At 58.3% G+C, this 18239-nt stretch carries 16 protein-coding genes and 1 pseudogene; 4 read left to right on the top strand and 13 right to left on the bottom strand.

Annotated elements, in window-relative coordinates; translation table 11 throughout:
* Positions 1-110 precede the first annotated feature (110 nt).
* From EGY08_RS20095 to arsC, 3 genes are read left to right on the top strand one after another with little or no spacing between them, the layout of a single operon-like run.
* Positions 111-461, top strand: a complete 351-nt coding sequence (locus tag EGY08_RS20095) for a transcriptional regulator (protein ID WP_004124874.1) — start codon at positions 111-113, stop codon at positions 459-461.
* 51 nt (positions 462-512) lie between these two features.
* Complete coding sequence (gene arsB / locus EGY08_RS20100; RefSeq protein WP_004124871.1) at positions 513-1805, top strand: arsenite efflux transporter membrane subunit ArsB; 1293 nt, start codon at positions 513-515, stop codon at positions 1803-1805.
* Between the two features lie 9 nt (positions 1806-1814).
* Complete coding sequence (arsC, locus tag EGY08_RS20105) at positions 1815-2240, top strand: glutaredoxin-dependent arsenate reductase (protein ID WP_123828839.1); 426 nt, start codon at positions 1815-1817, stop codon at positions 2238-2240.
* Positions 2241-2333: 93 nt separating this feature from the next.
* On the opposite strand, the pseudogene EGY08_RS31110 reads toward arsC, so the two are convergent.
* Positions 2334-2417, bottom strand: a pseudogene (locus EGY08_RS31110) (hypothetical protein); the annotation flags it as partial.
* Between the two features lie 23 nt (positions 2418-2440).
* Here EGY08_RS31110 and EGY08_RS20110 point away from each other — a divergent pair.
* On the top strand, positions 2441-2962 hold the full coding sequence (locus EGY08_RS20110) for an AAA family ATPase (RefSeq protein ID WP_123828840.1): 522 nt from the start codon (positions 2441-2443) through the stop codon (positions 2960-2962).
* A 48-nt stretch (positions 2963-3010) separates the two neighbouring features.
* Here the strand turns inward: EGY08_RS20110 and EGY08_RS20115 are convergent, their stop codons facing one another.
* The 12 genes from EGY08_RS20115 to fucP all read right to left on the bottom strand — a co-directional run bounded on the left by EGY08_RS20115 (position 3011) and on the right by fucP (position 18216).
* Positions 3011-4660 carry an OFA family MFS transporter gene (locus EGY08_RS20115; protein WP_004124862.1) on the bottom strand — a complete coding sequence of 550 codons (1650 nt, stop codon included), beginning with the start codon at positions 4658-4660 and terminating at the stop codon, positions 3011-3013.
* A gap of 332 nt (positions 4661-4992) precedes the next feature.
* Positions 4993-6150 (bottom strand): CdaR family transcriptional regulator, encoded by a 1158-nt coding sequence (locus EGY08_RS20120; protein ID WP_004124860.1) that lies wholly within the window; start codon positions 6148-6150, stop codon positions 4993-4995.
* Complete coding sequence (locus tag EGY08_RS20125; protein WP_004124858.1) at positions 6147-7322, bottom strand: glycerate kinase; 1176 nt, start codon at positions 7320-7322, stop codon at positions 6147-6149. Before EGY08_RS20125 ends, EGY08_RS20120 begins: the two co-directional genes overlap by 4 nt.
* Before the next feature lie 13 nt (positions 7323-7335).
* The gene (locus tag EGY08_RS20130) at positions 7336-8706 is read right to left on the bottom strand and encodes an MFS transporter (protein WP_162557762.1); all 1371 of its coding nucleotides are present in this window, start codon (positions 8704-8706) and stop codon (positions 7336-7338) included.
* Positions 8707-8782: 76 nt separating this feature from the next.
* The gene (locus EGY08_RS20135; RefSeq protein ID WP_123828841.1) at positions 8783-9661 is read right to left on the bottom strand and encodes an SMP-30/gluconolactonase/LRE family protein; all 879 of its coding nucleotides are present in this window, start codon (positions 9659-9661) and stop codon (positions 8783-8785) included.
* A 13-nt stretch (positions 9662-9674) separates the two neighbouring features.
* Positions 9675-11012, bottom strand: coding sequence for an MFS transporter (locus tag EGY08_RS20140; RefSeq protein WP_004124842.1), 1338 nt, complete (start codon positions 11010-11012; stop codon positions 9675-9677).
* Between the two features lie 135 nt (positions 11013-11147).
* On the bottom strand, positions 11148-12338 hold the full coding sequence (locus EGY08_RS20145; RefSeq protein ID WP_004124840.1) for a thiolase family protein: 1191 nt from the start codon (positions 12336-12338) through the stop codon (positions 11148-11150).
* Positions 12339-12349: 11 nt separating this feature from the next.
* Complete coding sequence (fabG, locus tag EGY08_RS20150; RefSeq protein WP_032720110.1) at positions 12350-13084, bottom strand: 3-oxoacyl-ACP reductase FabG; 735 nt, start codon at positions 13082-13084, stop codon at positions 12350-12352.
* A gap of 11 nt (positions 13085-13095) precedes the next feature.
* A complete protein-coding gene (locus EGY08_RS20155; RefSeq protein WP_123828842.1) occupies positions 13096-14688 on the bottom strand; it encodes an acyl CoA:acetate/3-ketoacid CoA transferase in 1593 nt (530 codons plus the stop codon).
* Positions 14685-16241 carry a class I adenylate-forming enzyme family protein gene (locus EGY08_RS20160; RefSeq protein ID WP_004124830.1) on the bottom strand — a complete coding sequence of 519 codons (1557 nt, stop codon included), beginning with the start codon at positions 16239-16241 and terminating at the stop codon, positions 14685-14687. The genes EGY08_RS20155 and EGY08_RS20160 overlap by 4 nt, the downstream gene beginning before the upstream one ends.
* A 249-nt stretch (positions 16242-16490) precedes the next feature.
* Positions 16491-16880 carry a VOC family protein gene (locus EGY08_RS20165; protein WP_004124827.1) on the bottom strand — a complete coding sequence of 130 codons (390 nt, stop codon included), beginning with the start codon at positions 16878-16880 and terminating at the stop codon, positions 16491-16493.
* Position 16881: 1 nt separating this feature from the next.
* The gene (gene fucP, locus EGY08_RS20170) at positions 16882-18216 is read right to left on the bottom strand and encodes an L-fucose:H+ symporter permease (protein ID WP_123828843.1); all 1335 of its coding nucleotides are present in this window, start codon (positions 18214-18216) and stop codon (positions 16882-16884) included.
* Between the last annotated feature and the right edge of the window lie 23 nt (positions 18217-18239).

Consider the following 18239-nt stretch of genomic DNA (forward strand, 5'->3'; position numbering starts at 1 on the left):
CATGACTGACCTGACCCGCCGGCATGACTCTAACACATATGATTTTTCATATGTGGTGTTGAACTTATATCTCTGTGGAGTATCCTGTCCGTCGACGATCGGGAGGAATGATGTCATTAACATCCTTACAGCTTTTCAAAAATCTGTCCGATGAAACCCGCCTGGGTATTGTGCTGCTGCTTAAAGAGATGGGGGAGCTGTGCGTGTGCGATCTCTGCACGGCGTTGGATCAGTCGCAGCCCAAGATCTCCCGTCACCTCGCTATGCTGCGGGAAAGCGGATTGTTGCTGGATCGCAAGCAGGGTAAGTGGGTGCACTATCGCTTATCACCACATATGCCTGCATGGGCGGCACAGGTAATAGAGCAGGCCTGGTTAAGCCAACAGGAGATCGTACAGACCATCGCCCGCAAGCTGGCATCAGCAAACTGTTCTGGGAGCGGTAAAGCGTTCTGCCTTTAAAAATTTGCCGTAACATATATGTTTTTTCGAATGTGATTTTCAGGGGGGGGTATGCTACTGGCAGGTGCTATTTTTGTCCTGACCATTGTTCTGGTTATCTGGCAGCCGAAGGGGTTAGGCATCGGCTGGAGCGCGACGCTGGGCGCGGTACTGGCTTTGATTGTTGGCGTCGTACATGTCGATGATATCCCGGTGGTGTGGAATATCGTCTGGAACGCGACGGCGACCTTTATTGCCGTAATTATTATCAGCCTGCTGCTTGATGAGTCCGGCTTTTTCGAATGGGCAGCGCTGCACGTATCTCGTTGGGGAAACGGTCGTGGCCGTTTGCTGTTTACGTATATCGTTCTGCTCGGCGCAGCGGTGGCGGCGTTGTTTGCCAATGATGGCGCGGCATTAATATTGACGCCAATCGTGATTGCCATGCTGCTGGCACTAGGATTCAGCAAGGGCACGACGCTGGCCTTCGTGATGGCTGCCGGGTTTATCGCCGATACGGCCAGCCTGCCGCTTATTGTGTCGAACCTGGTGAATATCGTCTCGGCGGACTTCTTTGGGCTGGGATTCACCGAATATGCGTCGGTGATGGTGCCGGTCGATATTGCCGCCATTGGCGCCACGCTGGTGATGCTGCACCTGTTCTTTCGCAAAGATATCCCGCAGTCCTACGATCTGGCCCTGCTTAAATCACCGGCAAACGCAATTAAAGATCCGGCTACGTTCCGCACCGGCTGGATAGTATTGATTCTGCTGCTGGTCGGTTTTTTCGTCCTCGAGCCGCTTGGCATTCCGGTCAGCGCGATTGCCGCGGTAGGGGCGGTAATACTGTTTACCGTGGCAAAACGAGGTCATGCCATCAATACCGGTAAAGTGTTACGCGGTGCGCCCTGGCAGATCGTGATTTTCTCACTGGGAATGTATCTGGTGGTATATGGTTTGCGCAACGCCGGGCTAACCGAATACCTTTCAGGAGTGCTGAACGTACTGGCGGATAAAGGACTCTGGGCTGCGACGCTGGGTACTGGCTTCCTGATGGCTTTCCTGTCTTCGATCATGAACAACATGCCTTCCGTGCTGGTGGGGGCGCTCTCTATCGATGGAAGCACCGCAACCGGCGTTATTAAAGAGGCGATGATCTACGCCAACGTGATTGGCTGCGATCTGGGCCCGAAAATTACGCCGATCGGTAGCCTGGCAACGCTGCTCTGGCTGCACGTACTTTCACAGAAGAATATGACCATCACCTGGGGCTACTATTTCCGCACCGGGATTGTCATGACTCTGCCTGTGCTGTTTGTAACGCTGGCCACGCTGGCGCTACGTCTCTCTTTCACTTTGTCATGAGATACCAAAATGATCAACGTTACTATTTATCACAACCCGGCCTGCGGCACGTCGCGTAATACGCTGGAGATGATCCGCAATAGCGGTACTGAACCCACCGTTATTCATTACCTTGAAAATCCACCGCCACGCGATGAGCTGGTCAAACTCATTGCCGATATGGGGATCGCGGTACGGGCGCTGCTGCGTAAAAATGTTGAGCCATATGAAGAACTGGGCCTGGCGGAAGATACATTTACCGATGACCAGTTAATCGACTTTATGCTGCAGCATCCGATCCTGATTAATCGCCCGATTGTGGTGACGCCGCTGGGAACGCGCCTGTGCCGCCCATCGGAGGTGGTACTGGATATCCTTCCTGACGCGCAAAAGGGCGCGTTTGAAAAGGAAGATGGCGAGAAAGTGGTGGATGATAATGGCAAAAGGCTGAAGTAAATTTCCAGCGGGACGGTATCACTATCACTGAACGTTGCCCTGGACGTGACGATTATCTGTAGATGCATCCTGATGTCGTTTCAGCCAGTATTGAATACTAATAATACCTGGCTGAAAAAGATCCGTGGTCAGGTAAGCTGGAAAATCACCAATAATCATCGCCAGCGGCAATAACATGACGCTGCCGTAACGGGAAATCGATGTTACTGATCTTTGGCGGTCTGCCCGGTACCGGGAAATCAACTATCGCTCGCCTGCTGGCCGCCAGGCTGGGCGCCGTCTGGTTACGGATTGATTCGATTGAGCAGGCGCTGATCCGCGCCAAAACCGTCACCCTGCACGATATAGGGCCGGCTGGATATCTGGCGGCGTACGCCATTGCCGCGGATAACCTCAGGCTGGGCAACGTGGTGATTGCCGATTCGGTGAATCCCATCGCCATTACCCGCCATGCGTGGAGAGAGGTCGCGACCGGGAATGCCGTGCCTTTTCTGGAGATAGAATTGACCTGCACCGACCAAACCCAGCATCGGTATCGCGTGGAAAACCGCGCGGCGGATATTCGCGGCCATATCCTGCCGGACTGGCAAAAGGTGATCACCCGTGAGTATGAGCCCTGGCGCACCGCCAGCCTGACTCTGGATACCTCTGTACTGACCGCCGAAGAGGCGGTCGAGAGGATCCTTCAACATATCCAGTCAGGCGGCCTGGCACGCCGGTAAGCGCATAAATAGCCTCCCGGGATACTGCCCGGCATCGGCGGCAAGAACCTACATAAAGAACTTCACGGCCTGCTGGAGGGTGGTGCCGACTCCCCATAACAGCGGCACGCTCACCGCTAACCAGCTTACGGTTAACAGCAGCGTGGACGGACGGGCCTCCCACGTGAGCTGGGCATCCTTATTGATGGTATACAGACCTTTCGCCTGCTGCTGCTGTTCCGCGGTCATCGCATGCTCTTCCGTCAGCGGACGCACCAGCTGATTACAGATAAAACCCATTACCAGCAGGCCGGTCAGGACCATCAGCGTAATATCATAGACGCGCTCGGGCGGAACCCCGTGCGTCAGCTGATACTCGCGCAGATAGTTCACCAGCACCGGGCCGCTGATCCCTGCCGCCGACCAGGCGGTTAACAAGCGCCCGTGAATCGCGCCCACCATTTGTGAACCAAAGACGTCGGCCAGATAGGCGGGAATACTGGCAAAGCCTCCGCCGTACATCGAAATGATAATGCACATCGCGCAGACATACAGCGCGATATAGCCGCCGTGATTCACCAGCGGCAACGTCCCGTACAGCACGGCGCCCAGGCAGAAAATAATCGCAAAGGTCATTTTGCGCCCGCACAGGTCCGACACCGATGCCCAGAAAAAACGTCCCAGGATGTTAAACAGGCTGAGCAGGCCGGTAAATCCTGCGGCCATGGTAGCAATGCGTTTCAGCTGCTCGCCATTCAGCTCATGCCAGCTGAGATCGAGCGACAGCAGTTTACCGGCAAAGATCTCCTGCAGCATCGGCGAGGCCATACCGAGAATACCGATTCCCGCGGTGACGTTGAGCCATAGCACCATCCACAGCAGCCAGAACTGCGGAGTGCGGCAGGCAACGCGGACGTGCACCTGGATGGTGGGATTATTGCGGATCGTTTTTTGCGCCTTCTCACCCGAAGGATGCCAGCCCATGGGCGGCAGGCGATAGCCAAAGGTACCGGCAAGCATAAATAGGGCATAAATCGCCGCCAGCGCCAGAATGCTTTGCCATACCCCGTTGCCGGCCGGACCGGCAAAGTAATTCATCAGACCGTTTGCCAGCGGCGCGCCCACCAGCGCTCCCCCGCCAAAACCCATAATCGCCATCCCTGCCGCCATTCCGCGCTTGTCAGGGAACCAGCGCAACAGCGTCGAAACCGGTGAAATATAGCCCAGTCCGAGACCGATTCCGCCGATGACCCCGGCCCCCAGCCACAGCAACCATAGCTGATGGAAATAGATAGCGGCGCTGGATAGCAGCAGGCCGCCGCACCAGCACAAGGTGGCAATAAAGCTCACCAGCCGCGGTCCAACCTTCTCCAGCCAACTGCCCCACAGCGCCGCCGAACAGCCGAGAAAAACAAAAAACAGCGTATAGGTCCAGCCGAGCATGGAGATTTTCCAGTCGCAATCGCGGGTAAACAGCTGCTGCCAGAACGACATATTGACGGGGCATTGCAAGGACGTGCTTCCTCCTATTAACTGCGACATTGGCAGCCAGTAAACGGAAAACCCATAGGCCATACCTATGCAGAGATGAACCGCCAGCGCGGCCGGTGGCACCAGCCAGCGGTTAAAGCCGGGCCTGGCGATGATACGGGGTTTCGCGAAAAAATCGCGTAAGGGAGAGACCGGTGCGGTCGCGATGTTTTCATTCATTTGCGCCATTTTCCTGTCCTTTTTGTCTATATTGGCCGACGAATGCCGCCGTCGGGGAACGTAGATAAAAGGCAAGAAAGATGCCATTTGATTAAAATATGTACAGAAATGGCGACTGAAGCGAGCAAGCTTCGCCGAACGGCTGAGGCGAAAAGCCCGCCACCGGCGACGGGCGCCCCTCTCGCGATAAAAATGCCGGGCGCGCTATTATTTTGATAAACGTCGGTCTCAGAGTGATACGCCGCGACCTGTAACGTTCGGGCCGTCTCCTCCCGGACATGGCCGGAGCACATGGCTAAGGCGTATTTCCCTGCAGGGCGGGCGAGAGCACCCGCCGCTCTTTAGCTTAAGGTATCAATCCATTCGCTCTGGCGCGGGTTCTGCCGACGATAGCAGTGTACCGACACCGCCAGCTGCGTCAGGTCGGTGAAGACCATCGGATCGAGCTGAATATGCTTTTTAATCTGCTGCAGCCGGTAGGTGAGCGTATTACGATGAATCCCCAACAGCAGCGACGTTTTGCCCGGTTCGGCGTTATTGGCTATAAAGCTGCTCAGGGTATCCAGCAGCACTTCGCCGGAATCATGCTCAAGCAGCTGGCGTACGTTATTGATAAAAAAATTCACCATATAGCTGTCCTCCAGCACCCGGAACAGGCAGAGCATCGCCATCTCGCGAAAGTAGTAGATTTGTCGCTGCGGCTGCACTTTGCTCCCCACCTCAATCACCGACCTGGCGAATCGGATGGCCTCGCGAATATCCGGGGCGTTGTCCGCCTGCACGCCAATCCCGATATGGTAATGGCTGATCTGATTGCTGAGAACAAACTCGATGCCCCGCAGCATCGTCTCCTGGGGGTCGCATAGCGTATTGAGGATAAGTATTTCATTGCTGCCCAGCAAAATGACGTCCCTTACCCCGGACAGCTGCGAGAATTCCCGCAGCAGCGTACTCAGTACTTCGCTTAGCTGGTGCTGTTCGACCTGCACGGTCACCACAACCGGCATCAGCGGCGCATTAAAACTGAAGCCGAGCTCCACCAGGCGATGAAGCGCTTCCTGTCCGGCGGGCGCGGCTCCCTGCTCAAGATACTGACAAAACAGAGTGTCGCGCAGACGCTGTCGCCAGTTAGTTTCCCGCATCTCTATGGCCTGGCGGACCAGTAGTTCGGCGGTGAGCACCGCCAGTTCAGCATAGCGGCTGATCGCCGCAGGATCGCCGCTGATGCCCACTACCATCACCACACGATCGTCATACATAATGGGGTGATTAATCCCGGGATGCACATTCTGAAAACGCGCCGCTTCCACGGTGTTATTAATACAAATGCGTTTACCGGTGCGTATCACCTCGCGAGCGATTTCATGCTGTTCGCCGATACGATGACGTTCACCTGAGGCAATAATCTGTCCATGATGGTCAATCACGTTCACGTTATGATGAATTATCGCCATTGCCCGGGCGACAATTTCATTAGCCAGCGCCGTCGTAATAATCATACAGTTATCCGCTTATGTGCCTCTCCGCGCCGTCCGCTCAGAAAGGTTCGTAGAACATTCTCCGCTGCGTCGGCGAGGAGCTGTTCGCATGTGTTCATCGACTCCGCCAGCGGCATAGGGCGCTGGCAGATAGACCACATCGCGTCAATATGGTGTTGATATAATTGCCGACTGCTCTCATCGCGTCCTCCGCAAAGGGCCACAACCGGTACGCCATGGCGCGCGGCTTTGCCCGCTACGCCCACCGGGGCTTTACCAAATGCGCTCTGACGATCGAGCCAGCCTTCACCGACGATGGTCAGCGCGGCATTGCTAAGATGGCGGTCGGCGTTTAGCAATTCCAGCACCAGGTCAATGCCCGGACGCAGCGTGCCGCCCGCATAGGCGATCAGCGCAGCTCCCATACCGCCCGCGGCCCCGGCTCCGGGCACTTCGCTGACGTCGTAGCCGAGCGTTTGCGTAAGCTGCCGGCTGTAGTGCGTCATACCCGCCTCCAGCTCGTTCAGCGCCGCCTCATCCGCCCCTTTCTGCGCGCCATAAACCCAGGTGGCGCCATCGGTTCCAAGCAGAGGGTTGGTGACGTCGCAGGAGGCCTGAATTTCGGCTTGCCGTAAACGTGGGTCCAGTTCGCTTAAATCGATGCGCTGGATATGCGCAAGATCCTGGCCCGCGGCGGGAACCGGCAGCAGCGTGCCGTCCTTACGCCAGAACCGTGCGCCAAGCGCCTGGGCAAAACCGATGCCGCCATCGTTGGTCGCGCTGCCGCCCAGCCCGATAATCAGACGCCGGCAACCGGCATCCAGCGCCGCTCTTACCTGTTCGCCCAGTCCAAAGCTGCTGGCCAGACGCACATCCCGCTGCGCTTTCGGCGTAAGCTCCAGCCCACAGCTTTGCGCCATCTCAATGATGGCCCGCTCGCCGGGCAGGATCAGAAACGCGGCCTGCATGGAGACACCGTAAGGCGAGGTACAGCGCTGCTGCTGCCACCTCGCGCCCTTCAGCTGCGGACTTTCCGCAAGGGTCGAGAGCAATCCCTCACCGCCGTCCGAGACGGGCATTTCGACCAGCTCCAGCGCCGCGTCAACCCGGCGCAATCCCTGTGCTACCGCTGCGCAAGCGGCCTGCGCGCTACAGCTGCCCTTAAACGAATCCAGCGCGATAACAATCTTCATGCGTTCTCCTGCGTTAATGCGCTTTGCGCGGCGTTTTATCGGTGGTCATGAGCTGCAACAACATCCCCAGCAGCGCACATCCCGCCATGGTAAAGAAGGCGTAGATATAACCCGCCGGATTTTCCCATCCCCCGCCAAACTGGATGAGCCAGCCCATAAGCAATGGCGAAATGCCGCCGCCGATAAACATCGCCGTGGTGATAATTCCGTTGGCGGTAGAGGTGGCGCGTTCTTCGGCGGAGTCCGAGGCCATTGCGTAATAGATAGGCCACACGGCGTTGGCCACCAGGCCAAAAAATAGCTGAATGGCGATAAGACGCGGCATATTGGTGGCGAAATAGAACAGCGCAATGCCGATACTCATCCATAGACCGCAGACGATCAGGGTACGTTTACGGCCAAAGCTATCGGACAGCCAGGGCCAGATTATCTGTCCCAGGGTACCGGTCAGCGTGAAGATAATACTTAGCCCGGCGGATGCCGCCAGCGACAGGCCGGAGACGTGATAAAGGTACGGCGGCAGCACAACGTTAATGCCCATATAGACAATTTGCGTCAGTAGGGTATTGCCCGCCGTCAGCGAAATATTGCGGTTGCGCAGGGTGCGTAAAAAGGTCTTCATCCCTTCGCCTTTGGCAACATGGCTGCTTTCCTGCGTCGCCGGGCGCGTCATCCCCTGGCTATCGATATGCTGATAAAGCGTGTTGATGCGATCGGCGGTGGAATATTTCGCCCAGAAGATCATTAGCGGTATGGCGACGATCAGCGCCAGCAGGAAGCAGTAGCGCCAGCTGCCTTCGCCAAATGCGGAAAGCACGAGGCTTGCCACCACGCCGCTCAGCAGCGCGCCAATCGGGTAGCCGGTATGATGTACCCCCAGCGCGAAGCCGCGCTTCTCTTTCGGCCACCACTCCGCGGTGTTGCTGACGCCGACGGGCTCGCCCCAGCCGGCCCCGAGGTTGACGCCAACGCGCAGCAGCACAAACGCCGTCAGTCCGTGGCTGATCGCTTTAATCCCGGAAATAAAAGAGAGGGCGGTATAGCCCAGCACCAGCGGTACCTGAAAGCGCGCTCGCTTCCAGCCTGAACCGTAGCGATCGCTCCAGATGGCGCCGGGGATATCCAGCACCGCCAGGGCAACCATAATCAGCGCGACGACGTTACCCCACTGTTCCGGCGAGAGCGAGAACTCCTTAGAGATGACCGGGCCAAGGCGCAGGATCATCTCCCGGTCGTAGGCGTTAAGCACCCAGATTAGCCAGCAAACCAGCAGCGAAACCCAGGAGAAACGATGTATCAGCCGCTTTTTTGCGCCTTGTTCGCCGGCAGGTGTGTGATTGATTGTTGTCATAGTCGTGTTTACTCCGCGGCGTCGCGACAGCATGGCGCGCGCCGCCAGGTATCAGGGTCAGAGTGGGTTCGCCGGGTATTATTGTTATCGCGGCGAGCCGGAGATTCGCTTAACCGGCAAAGCGCCGTTCCGCTACGCCGGTCACACCCAGGTCGTAAATGGCGAACAGGCTGCCGCGTAGCTGATTATCTTCCGGGAAGCGCGGTAGCGGCGGTTGCGCCATTGAGGTGACGTACAGCACGTCGAGGTTTTCGCCGCCGAACATCACGCTGGTGACTTTTTTCACCGGCATCTCAATGATGCGATCGACCTCGCCCTCCGGCGTGTAGCGCACCAGCTTGCCCGCGTAGACCAGCGCGTTCCACAGATAGCCTTCGCTGTCCACGGTGGCGCCATCCGCCGCGCCGCCTTCGCTGCGATCGACGTGGCAAAAGACTCGTTCGCCAGAGAGATCGCCGGTCGCGGTGTTGTAATTCCAGGCGCCGATCTCGCCTGTCCAGGTATCGGCAAAGTAGAACGTTTCGCCGGAGGGGCTCCAGCAGGGGGCGTTAGAGACAATGATATTTTTCTTCAACACGTGCAGTGACAGATCGGTATCCAGGCGATATAGCGCGCCGCTTGGCTCCTCTTCGCGCATATCCATCGACCCGAACAGAAAGCGTCCCTGACGATCGACTTTACCGTCGTTGAGCCGGTTAAAGGGCCGATCCGCTTCCGGTTGGTGCAGCAACGCCAGCTCGCCGCTGGCGAAGTCGAGCAGATGAACGCCATTCTGTAGCGCCACCACCGCGCCTTCGCCGTTCTGGCGCAGGGCGAAAGAGCCAATTTTCTGCCGCACGTCCCAGCTCTTAATCGCGCTGCCCTGCGCATTACAGGCGAACAGGCGCCCGTCGAGGCTATCTACCCACCAAAGACGCTGCTGCTCGACATCCCATACAGGACTCTCGCCGAGGCGGGTTTTTAAATCCAGTAACACTTCGATACGCATAAGGCGCTCCTGATTAAGCGTTTTCGCCGCGGGCCTGTTTTGCCGAGGCGGGGGTAGAGGATGACGAACTTTTAATCAATAGAGATGCCAGCGCGCCGACGATCAGTAGCGCGACGGCGAACCATAAGCCGGACGTCGCCGCGCCGGTGCGGTCCTCAAACGCGCCGAGGATAAACGGCCCGAGAAATCCGCCGCACAGTCCGAGGCAGTTAAGCAGGCCGAAACTGCCCGCCAGCATATGCCCGCTCATGATCGAGGGGAGCCAGTTAAAGATGATGGATTGCATGGCGAAGAACATGAAGGCGGCCAGCGAGAAGCCAAGCAGCGCCACGCCGTGGCCGGCAATTGCGCCAATCGCCATGCCGGTCGCCATGACCAGATACCCGGCCATCAGCATGCTGCGCGAACGCTGTTCCGTCCGGGCGAAACGTGGCAGCAGGATCCCGCCCGCGGCGGCGGCGATCCACGGGATGGCGGTCAGTAGACCGATCTGTAGCGGCGTCAGTTGGCCCCAGCTACCGATGATCCCTGGCAGGAAATAACTCAGGCCGTAAACCGAAAACTGATGGGTAAAGTAAATCAGCACCAGCAACAAAAATACGCGGGTGGTGAGCGCGGTTTTCAGGGAAAAACGGCTCGGCGTATGGCGCGTCTCCTCGGCTTCTTTCTCCAGCACCGCAGTGATTGCCTGCACGTCGTTGCTGTCCAGCCAGCGGGCGTCGGCGGGTTTATCCGGCAGCCTGCGCCAGACGACGAACGCCAGCGCTATCGCAGGCAGCCCTTCGATAAAGAACATCCACTGCCAGCCGTGCCAGCCGGACATTCCATCAAGGCTTAATAACAATCCGCCCAGCGGCGCGCCGATAATATTGGCCAGACAGACCCCCAGCAGGAACAGGCCGGTGGCTTTAGCGCGCTCTTCGCGGCCAAACCAGAGGGTCAGGTAGTAAATAATGCCCGGATACAGCCCCGCTTCGGCGGCGCCGAGCAAAAGGCGCATCACGTAAAAGGATGTAGGCCCGGTGACAAACGCCATGCCGCAGGAGATGATCCCCCAGGTGATCATGATGCGGGCGATCCAGCGCCGCGCGCCAATCCGGGTTAAAAACAGGTTGCTGGGGATCTCCAGCACTGCGTAGGTGAGAAAAAACAACCCGGCCCCGAGGCCGAATGCGGTTGCGGAAAGGCCGATATCCACCGACATGGTCGCTTTCGCCATGCCAATATTGGTACGATCAATAAAGCTGATGATGTACGCCACGATAAGCAGCGGCATCAAATGACGGTAGATCTTTTTATGGGTGCGCTGTAGCTGCGTCCCGTTTACCGCCTTTTCATTTATTGCGGACATGGTTATTATTTCCCCGTATTCGTGGTCAGAAGCCTTGCCGGGATCGCGTCGATCCCGTTCGTCAGCTCACAGGTTGTCGCCGGGTGCTGACCCGAACGACGCCCGGCCCGAAGCCCCACTTCGGGCCGTCTTTTCCTAAGCGCCTTCGCGCTCGAATAGCATAGAAATCCCCTGGCCGCCGCCGATGCACATGGTGACCAGACCGGTGCGCGCGCCGCTGCGCGCCATTTCATACATCAGTTTGACCGGCAGGATGGCACCGCTGGCGCCCACCGGGTGGCCGAGGGCGATCGCGCCGCCGTTGACGTTAACGCGGGCCGGATCGAGATGCAGATCGTTCATCACCGCCAGCGCCTGGGCGGCGAAGGCCTCATTGAGTTCAATTAAATCGATGGCGTGGACATCCATATTGAGACGGTCCATCAGACGCCGGGTAGCGGGAGAGGGGCCAAACCCCATAATATCCGCGCCGCAGCCGGCAACCGCCCAGCCGCGAATCCGCATGCGCGGGGTGAGGCCGCGTTTTTCCGCCTGCTGGCGGGTCATCATCACCAGCGCGGCCGCACCGTCGTTAATGCCGGAGGAGTTGGCCGCCGTCACCACTCCGTCGGCTTTAAATGCCGGGCGTAGCGCGGCAAGCTTTTCACGCGGGGTGTCGCGCGGGTGTTCATCGGTCGCAAACAGGCGGGTCGATTTTTTGCCGTCCGGCACCTCAAGGGCCAGAATCTGCTCGCGGAAGCGATCCTCAGCGATCGCCTTCAGCGCTTTCTGCTGGCTTGCCCAGGCGAAATCGTCCATCGCTTCGCGAGAGATACCGAAGCGTTGCGCGACATTTTCCGCCGTGATGCCGTTGTGATAAGGCCCTTCCGGCCAGGTAAGAATGGAGATCAGCCCATCTTCCAGCTCGCCGTGGCCCATGCGATAGCCATCGCGCGCTTTACGCAGGTAGTAGGGGAGCTGGGTCATATTTTCCGTTCCGCAGGCGACGACCACCTCGGCCTGGCCGCTTTGCAGCTGCATCATGCCGTCCGCGAGGGCCTGGAGCCCGGATCCGCACTGGCGGTTAACCGAATAGGCAGTGTTCTCCTGCGGGATCCCCGCCCGTAGCTGGCAGATGCGGGCGATAAAGCCGCTTTCGGCGATTTGCCCGACGTTGCCGACGATCGTTTCGTCGATATCCTGCGGCGCAAGCCCGGCGCGGTTGACCGCTTCGCGAATAACCGCTGCCCCGAGGTCATGCTGGTGGGTATGCTTAAGACTGCCGTTAAAGGTGCCAATAGCGGTACGAACGCCGCTGACAACCACAATATCATTAGCCTGTGTCATCGTTTTTCTCCTTACAGCACCATGCCGCCGCCGACGTTAATCACTTCACCGTTGATATAGCGTGCGCCGTCGGATGCCAGAAACGCCACGCACTCGCCAACGTCTTTCGCCTCCCCGGCGTAGCCCGCGGGTATCTTATTGATCATGATTTGCCAGACGTTTTCCGGGACGCCGCGCGTCATATCGGTATCGATAAAGCCCGGGCAGATGGCGTTAACCGTGACGCCTTTCTTCGCCAGTTCGCGGCAGGCGGTTTTGGTCATCCCCACCACGCCGGCTTTTGACGCCGAATAGTTGGTTTGCCCGACGTTGCCAAGCCAGCTGGCGGAAGCGATATTGATAATGCGGCCCGCGCCGCGCTCGCGCATGCGGATGGCGGCCTGCTGCATACAGAGAAAAGTGCCCTTCAGATTGACATCGATCACCGTGTCCCAATCCGCTTCGGAGAGTTTGTGCAGCATGGCGTCGCGGTTAATTCCGGCGTTATTCACCACAATATCCACCGGGCCAAACGCCTCTTCGGCCTGGGAAAACAGCGCTTCGACCTGCGCTTTTTCACCGATATTGCAGCTGATAAACAGTGCCTGCGCGCCCGATTCGCGCAGGGAGGCGGCGGCGGCTTCGCCGTGCGCGTCGCGATCGGCGATGATCACGCGCGCGCCTTCCCGCGCAAGCACCTGGGCAATGCCAAAGCCGATACCACGAGCGGCGCCGGTGACAATGGCGGTTTTACTGGCAAGTTTCATAGCTAATTTCCTTATGAGTCAGAGGATGAATTCCGGGACAGATGTTCCGCGAGGCCGCAGGGCTGCGGGGTGAACAAGCGGCTGTCCATAACCTGAAGGTCCGTGGCGATCGTCGGACGAAAATCCATATGCGCCAGGATGTCGCGCTCAAGATCGATACCGGGGGCGATTTCCGTCAGCACCGGCCCCTCCGGGCGCAGTTCGAAAACCGCCCGTTCGGTGACGTAATGCATGGTTTGTCCTTTGGCGCGTGCCAGCTCGCCGTTGTAAGAAATCTGATTAACCCCGGCGACGAATTTGCGTACCTCGCCTTCGCGACGGATATGCAGCGCCCCTTGTTCACAGGCGATCTCCAGCCCTTTGGCGGTAAAAGAGGAGCAGAACACGACGTGGCGGGCATTCTGGGTGATATCGATAAAACCACCCGCGCCGGGGCAGGAGGCGCCGAGCCGCGTGGCGTTGACGTGGCCGTGCGGGTCCATCTCGCCGGCGCCCATAAAGGTGATATCGACCCCGGCGCCGTTGTAATAGAGCATTTGATCCTGGTGGCTTATCATCGCGCTCAGATTACGGCCGATGCCGAAATCAACGCCGCCCGCCTGCTGCCCACCGTAGATCCCTGACTCCACGGTGATGGTGACCTGCTCGCCGAGCCGTTCTTCGTGAATGATGGCGCCAATAACGTCGTTGGGAATGCCGGTGCCGAGATTGATGACGCAGCCGGGCGTCAGATAGCGGCAGGCAATCCGCCCGATGAGCTTGCGCAGGTCGAGCGGCAGCGGCGCGTTCTGCGCGGCGGGAAGCTGGATATCGCCGCACAGCGCCGGATCGAAGTCCCAGCTGGAGGTCTGGCGGTGATCCGTCTGCGGCTCTTCGCACACCACAATGGCGTCGATCAGGTTGCCGGGAACGGTGATGCTTTTCGGATGCAGCGAGCCTTTCGCCACGCGATATTTCACCTGCGCCAGTACCTTCGCCCCATAGCGTCTGGCGGCGAGAACCGCGTGCAGAACTTCCAGCTTCATCACCTCTTCATCGGTCGTGAGGTTGCCGTCTTCATCAGCATGGGTGCCGCGCACAATGACCACGTCCAGAGGAATGGCCGGGTAGAACAGATACTCGTCGCCGCGAAACGTCACGTGCTCGATCAGATCGGGCCGTTCGCGGGTGCGGGCGTTCATCCGCCCGCCTTCCATGCGCGGATCGACAAAGGTACCGAGCCCGACGGGGGAAAGGCGCCCCGTAAGTCCGGCAGCCATCGCGCTATAGAGATGAACGATCTGCCCCTGCGGCAGACACCAGGCTTCCACTTCGTTGTTGTTGATCATCGCCATCCAGCGCGGCGCCAGGCCCCAGTGCGAACCGATGAGGCGCGTCACCATACCCGGATGGGCGAAGTGCTGGATACCGCGCTGGCGATCGCTTTGCCCTGCGGCATGCAGCAGCGTCAAATCGCGCGGCTCGCCTCCGCTCAGAAAACGCGCTTCGATGGCGCCTAAAATGGATTCCGCCGCGCCGATAAGCGTCATCCCGACGGTACAGACGGTGTCTCCGCTGGCGACCCGCTGCGCCGCTTGATGGGCGCTGATAAATTTGTTGCTCACTTTTTATCCTCCGTTGATAGCGTGATGATGGATTCCGCGAGGCGCGTTTTAAGCTGCTGTTTGCTCACTTTTCCGTTATGGGTGCGCGGTAAAACGCGGGTGAAAATAATGCGCGCCGGCAGCTTAAAGCGGGCGATTTTGACCTTCAGCCAGCCGAGGATCTCTTCGCTGGTCAGGTGGTGCTGACCGTCCGGCACGATAAACGCCACCGGCTCTTCGCCATAGACCGGGCTGGGGGTCGGGATCACGGCAACTTCCCGCACGCCCCGATAGGTAGAGAGGATGTTCTCCAGCTCCAGCGAGTAGATCTTCTCTCCGCCGCGATTGATCATGTCTTTGCTACGGTCTTTGATGTACAGCCAGCCTTCGTCGTCGAGATAGCCAAGATCGCCGGTACAAAACCAGCCCTGCGCATCGCAGCTCGGGCGTCGTTCGCTGTGCTGCCAGTATTCGCGGATCACCACATCGCCTTTTAGCCAGATATGCCCGATTTGCCCGGCGGGGAGGGGCTGCTGGCGATCGTTGCGGATCGTAATGGCGAGACCGGGGATCGCCTGGCCCGAACTGCCGCATTTAGCGCTGCCCCAGACGTCGCCCGGAAAAATCGTCGCGGGTGAGGTCGTTTCGGTGAGACCGTAGATCGGCTGAATCGCCGTATGCGGGAACAGGGTTTTTAGCTCCGCGATCAGTCCGTCGCTCAGGTGGCCCGCGCCGCAGGCAATCGTGCGCAGCGCGGGGAAATCGCCTGGATGGCTGGCGCTCTGCTCGCGCGCAGCCTGGCAAAGCAGGATAAAAATGGTTGGCGAGCCGTGCAGAAAGGTAATGTTCTGCTCGCGCAGGGTGTTGATTACCTGCGGGGCGTTGAACCGGTGCTGTAGCCAGATGCTCGCGCCAAGGCTAATAAACAGCGCCAGCAGCGCCGACAGGCCGGTGATGTGATAGATAGGCACCGCCAGAATGGTGCTATCCGCGGCGGTAAGATGCAGTTTTTGCGTGTAAGCGTCAATCGCGCAGAGCAGGTTGTGGTGCGTGATAATCGCCCCTTTAGGCTCGCCGGTGGTACCGGAGGTAAACATCATCACCGCCGTATCATCGCGGTTAACCGGGGTCGGCAGACGGGTTAGCGGATCGGGAAGAGAGAGCGCCTGCCATTCGCTGAGCGAAATGCAGCGGGCGTCGGGAGTGTGTTTCAGCCAGTCCTGCACGGTCGCATCGAACAGCACGGCCCGGGGGGCGATATGACCCACCAGCTCCTCGCTTTCGGCCTGCTTAAGCTTAGTGCTGAAAGGGACCACTTCGATGCCCAGACCCAGCGCGGCAAATAGGACTTCGCAAAAAGCGGGATGATTCCCCCAGGCCAGCAGGATTCGATCGCCTTTGCGCAGCGACCAGACCTGGTCAAGCTGCGCCATCGCTCGCTGTACCCGCAGGTGAAAATCGCGGTACAGATAGCGCCGATCCTCAAACGCCAGCGCCAGCGCATCCGGGCTGCGGGTGGCGCTGCGGCTCAGGGCCTGGTAAAGATTCTGGAAGTCGGCGGAGGTGCTGCTCATTTGTCTCTCCTGATATCGCGTATTGACTGGATGTAGTCTGGGGAAATTCAGGAGAGGAAATTGCCGAATGGCTCACAATAGAAAATCAACAAAACAGAAGCAATTTTGTAACATTGCACAATAGGCAGGAGAGGCTGGGTAGGGGAGAGAAATCCTCGAATTACCCCGGTTTTTGTAAAGCCAGAGGAAGCCCGCTTTTAGACCCGTATTAACCGGGCCTAAAAGGGAGAAGGGAATCAGGCCGGCCGCTTAGCGCTTAAAGGCATCAAACTCGAGCCGTTCGCCGTCGGGGCCGCGAATAAGCAGGAAGCGCACATTTTCTTCCTCAATCGGCCCTTCATCGAGCGGATAACCGAGCGCCGCCAGCCGCCGCTGCACCGCATTCAGGTCGCTAACTTCCAGCGCCAGATGATCGATACCGCAGCGAGGAGCGTCAAAAGGCGTTCCTGTGGGCAGCTGGTACAGCTCAAGAACGGCGCCCCCCATTTCAAGGAAAGCGACTTCAATGGCGCCCTGCGGCGAAGGTTTGCTAAACCGCTGCTGGCGCTGAAAGCCCAGCGGTTCATAGAAGGCCAGCGAACGCGTTAAGTCGCTGACCTGATAGCCGATATGAGCAATTTTATTAACCAGTTCACGCATTTTATACCCCCTTACGCACGCACCAGAAACCGTAGAAAGCGACATATACAAAGCACAGGAGCGGGGCGATAAAGGCGATTTGCATATTGCCGCCGTTCATATCCGAGATAATGCCCATCACCAGCGGAATAACGGCCCCGCCGATAATCGACATCACCACGATCGAGCCCGCGGTCTGGGTATCTTTCCCCATGCCTTTAATGACCAGGCCAAAGTTAGTCGGCCAGCATGGCGCCATACAGAAGCTGACCAGAATGAGTGCATAGACCGCCAGCATTGAACTGCTGAACACGGCGACCAATAAAAGGACAGTGGCGGCCAGGGCAAAGGTGCCGAGCAGCAGCGCCGGATTCAGGCGGTTCATCAACCAGGTGGCCACGGTTTTACCCACGGCGTAAATCACCAGAGAAGCCAGCAGCCAGTAAGTCGCGGAGTGCTCGCTGGTGCCCTGCTGCACGAGCTGCACAAAGCGAATCGTGAAGCTCCATACGCCAACCTGGGCGCCGACGTACAAAAACTGCGACATGATCCCGAGGCGAAAGCGCGGGATAGCAAACAGGCGTTTCAGCGTAGGTCCCATGCTCTCTGTCGGGATCTGCTGCTGTTGAGACGGCGTGCCCTTGCACGACGGGAATTTAATAAACACGAACACCAGCGCCAGTACTACCAGCACGGAGCCGATAATCAGATAGGGCCCGACCACCTGGCCGACCATCTGATGGCGCGCGGCGTCCGCGGCGGCGGCGGGCATCGCCAGCAGCTGTTCATGGCTCGGATCGTTTTCGCCAAAGACCATCACCTGGCCAATCAGCACGCCGGAAATCACGCCCAGCGAGTTGAAGATCTGCGAAAAGTTAATGCGTTGGGTGGACGATTGAATCGGGCCCAGCAGGCTTGAGTAGGTGTTTGCCGACGTTTCCAGAAAAGAGAGTCCGCAGGCGATCACCCCCAGGCAGGCGAGGAACGCGCCGTAGGTCATGATCTGCGCGGCCGGAACGAACAGGAAACAGCCGAGGGCGTACAGGCACAGCCCAATAATAATCGCCGCTTTATAGGAATAGCGCTTAATCAGTGCCGCCGCAGGCAGGGCGACAAAAAAATAGCCGAGGAAAAAAATCGACTGCACCAGCGCCGTCTGGGTATCCGTTAAATCGAAGCCCTTTTTAAACTGGGCGATCAAAATATCATTCAGGTTACCCGCCATGCCCCATAGAGCAAACAGGCAACAGACCAGTAAAAATTGCAGCCAGGGGGTGTGCGGTAAATACGCGCTGGTGTCCAGTTTTTCATGGTGGACCGCCGCTTTATCGACCTTATCCGTTATTAGCGTACTCATTGAGCTATCCTCTTAATGGTTTT

The organism is Klebsiella sp. FDAARGOS_511 (genome assembly GCF_003812845.1).
GTDB lineage: Bacteria > Pseudomonadota > Gammaproteobacteria > Enterobacterales > Enterobacteriaceae > Klebsiella > Klebsiella grimontii.

Excerpts from the sequence above, each read along its gene's own strand:
- arsB (WP_004124871.1), top strand. The coding sequence starts at position 513 with ATGCTACTGGCAGGTGCTATTTTTGTCCTGACCATTGTTCTGGTTATC.
- EGY08_RS20110 (WP_123828840.1), top strand. The coding sequence starts at position 2,441 with ATGTTACTGATCTTTGGCGGTCTGCCCGGTACCGGGAAATCAACTATC.
- EGY08_RS20160 (WP_004124830.1), bottom strand. The coding sequence starts at position 16,241 with ATGAGCAGCACCTCCGCCGACTTCCAGAATCTTTACCAGGCCCTGAGC.
- EGY08_RS20120 (WP_004124860.1), bottom strand. The coding sequence starts at position 6,150 with ATGATTATTACGACGGCGCTGGCTAATGAAATTGTCGCCCGGGCAATG.
- fabG (WP_032720110.1), bottom strand. The coding sequence starts at position 13,084 with ATGAAACTTGCCAGTAAAACCGCCATTGTCACCGGCGCCGCTCGTGGT.
- fucP (WP_123828843.1), bottom strand. The coding sequence starts at position 18,216 with ATGAGTACGCTAATAACGGATAAGGTCGATAAAGCGGCGGTCCACCAT.
- EGY08_RS20145 (WP_004124840.1), bottom strand. The coding sequence starts at position 12,338 with ATGACACAGGCTAATGATATTGTGGTTGTCAGCGGCGTTCGTACCGCT.
- EGY08_RS20125 (WP_004124858.1), bottom strand. The coding sequence starts at position 7,322 with ATGAAGATTGTTATCGCGCTGGATTCGTTTAAGGGCAGCTGTAGCGCG.
- EGY08_RS20130 (WP_162557762.1), bottom strand. The coding sequence starts at position 8,706 with ATGCTGTCGCGACGCCGCGGAGTAAACACGACTATGACAACAATCAAT.
- arsC (WP_123828839.1), top strand. The coding sequence starts at position 1,815 with ATGATCAACGTTACTATTTATCACAACCCGGCCTGCGGCACGTCGCGT.
- EGY08_RS20135 (WP_123828841.1), bottom strand. The coding sequence starts at position 9,661 with ATGCGTATCGAAGTGTTACTGGATTTAAAAACCCGCCTCGGCGAGAGT.
- EGY08_RS20115 (WP_004124862.1), bottom strand. The coding sequence starts at position 4,660 with ATGGCGCAAATGAATGAAAACATCGCGACCGCACCGGTCTCTCCCTTA.
- EGY08_RS20095 (WP_004124874.1), top strand. The coding sequence starts at position 111 with ATGTCATTAACATCCTTACAGCTTTTCAAAAATCTGTCCGATGAAACC.
- EGY08_RS20165 (WP_004124827.1), bottom strand. The coding sequence starts at position 16,880 with ATGCGTGAACTGGTTAATAAAATTGCTCATATCGGCTATCAGGTCAGC.
- EGY08_RS20140 (WP_004124842.1), bottom strand. The coding sequence starts at position 11,012 with ATGTCCGCAATAAATGAAAAGGCGGTAAACGGGACGCAGCTACAGCGC.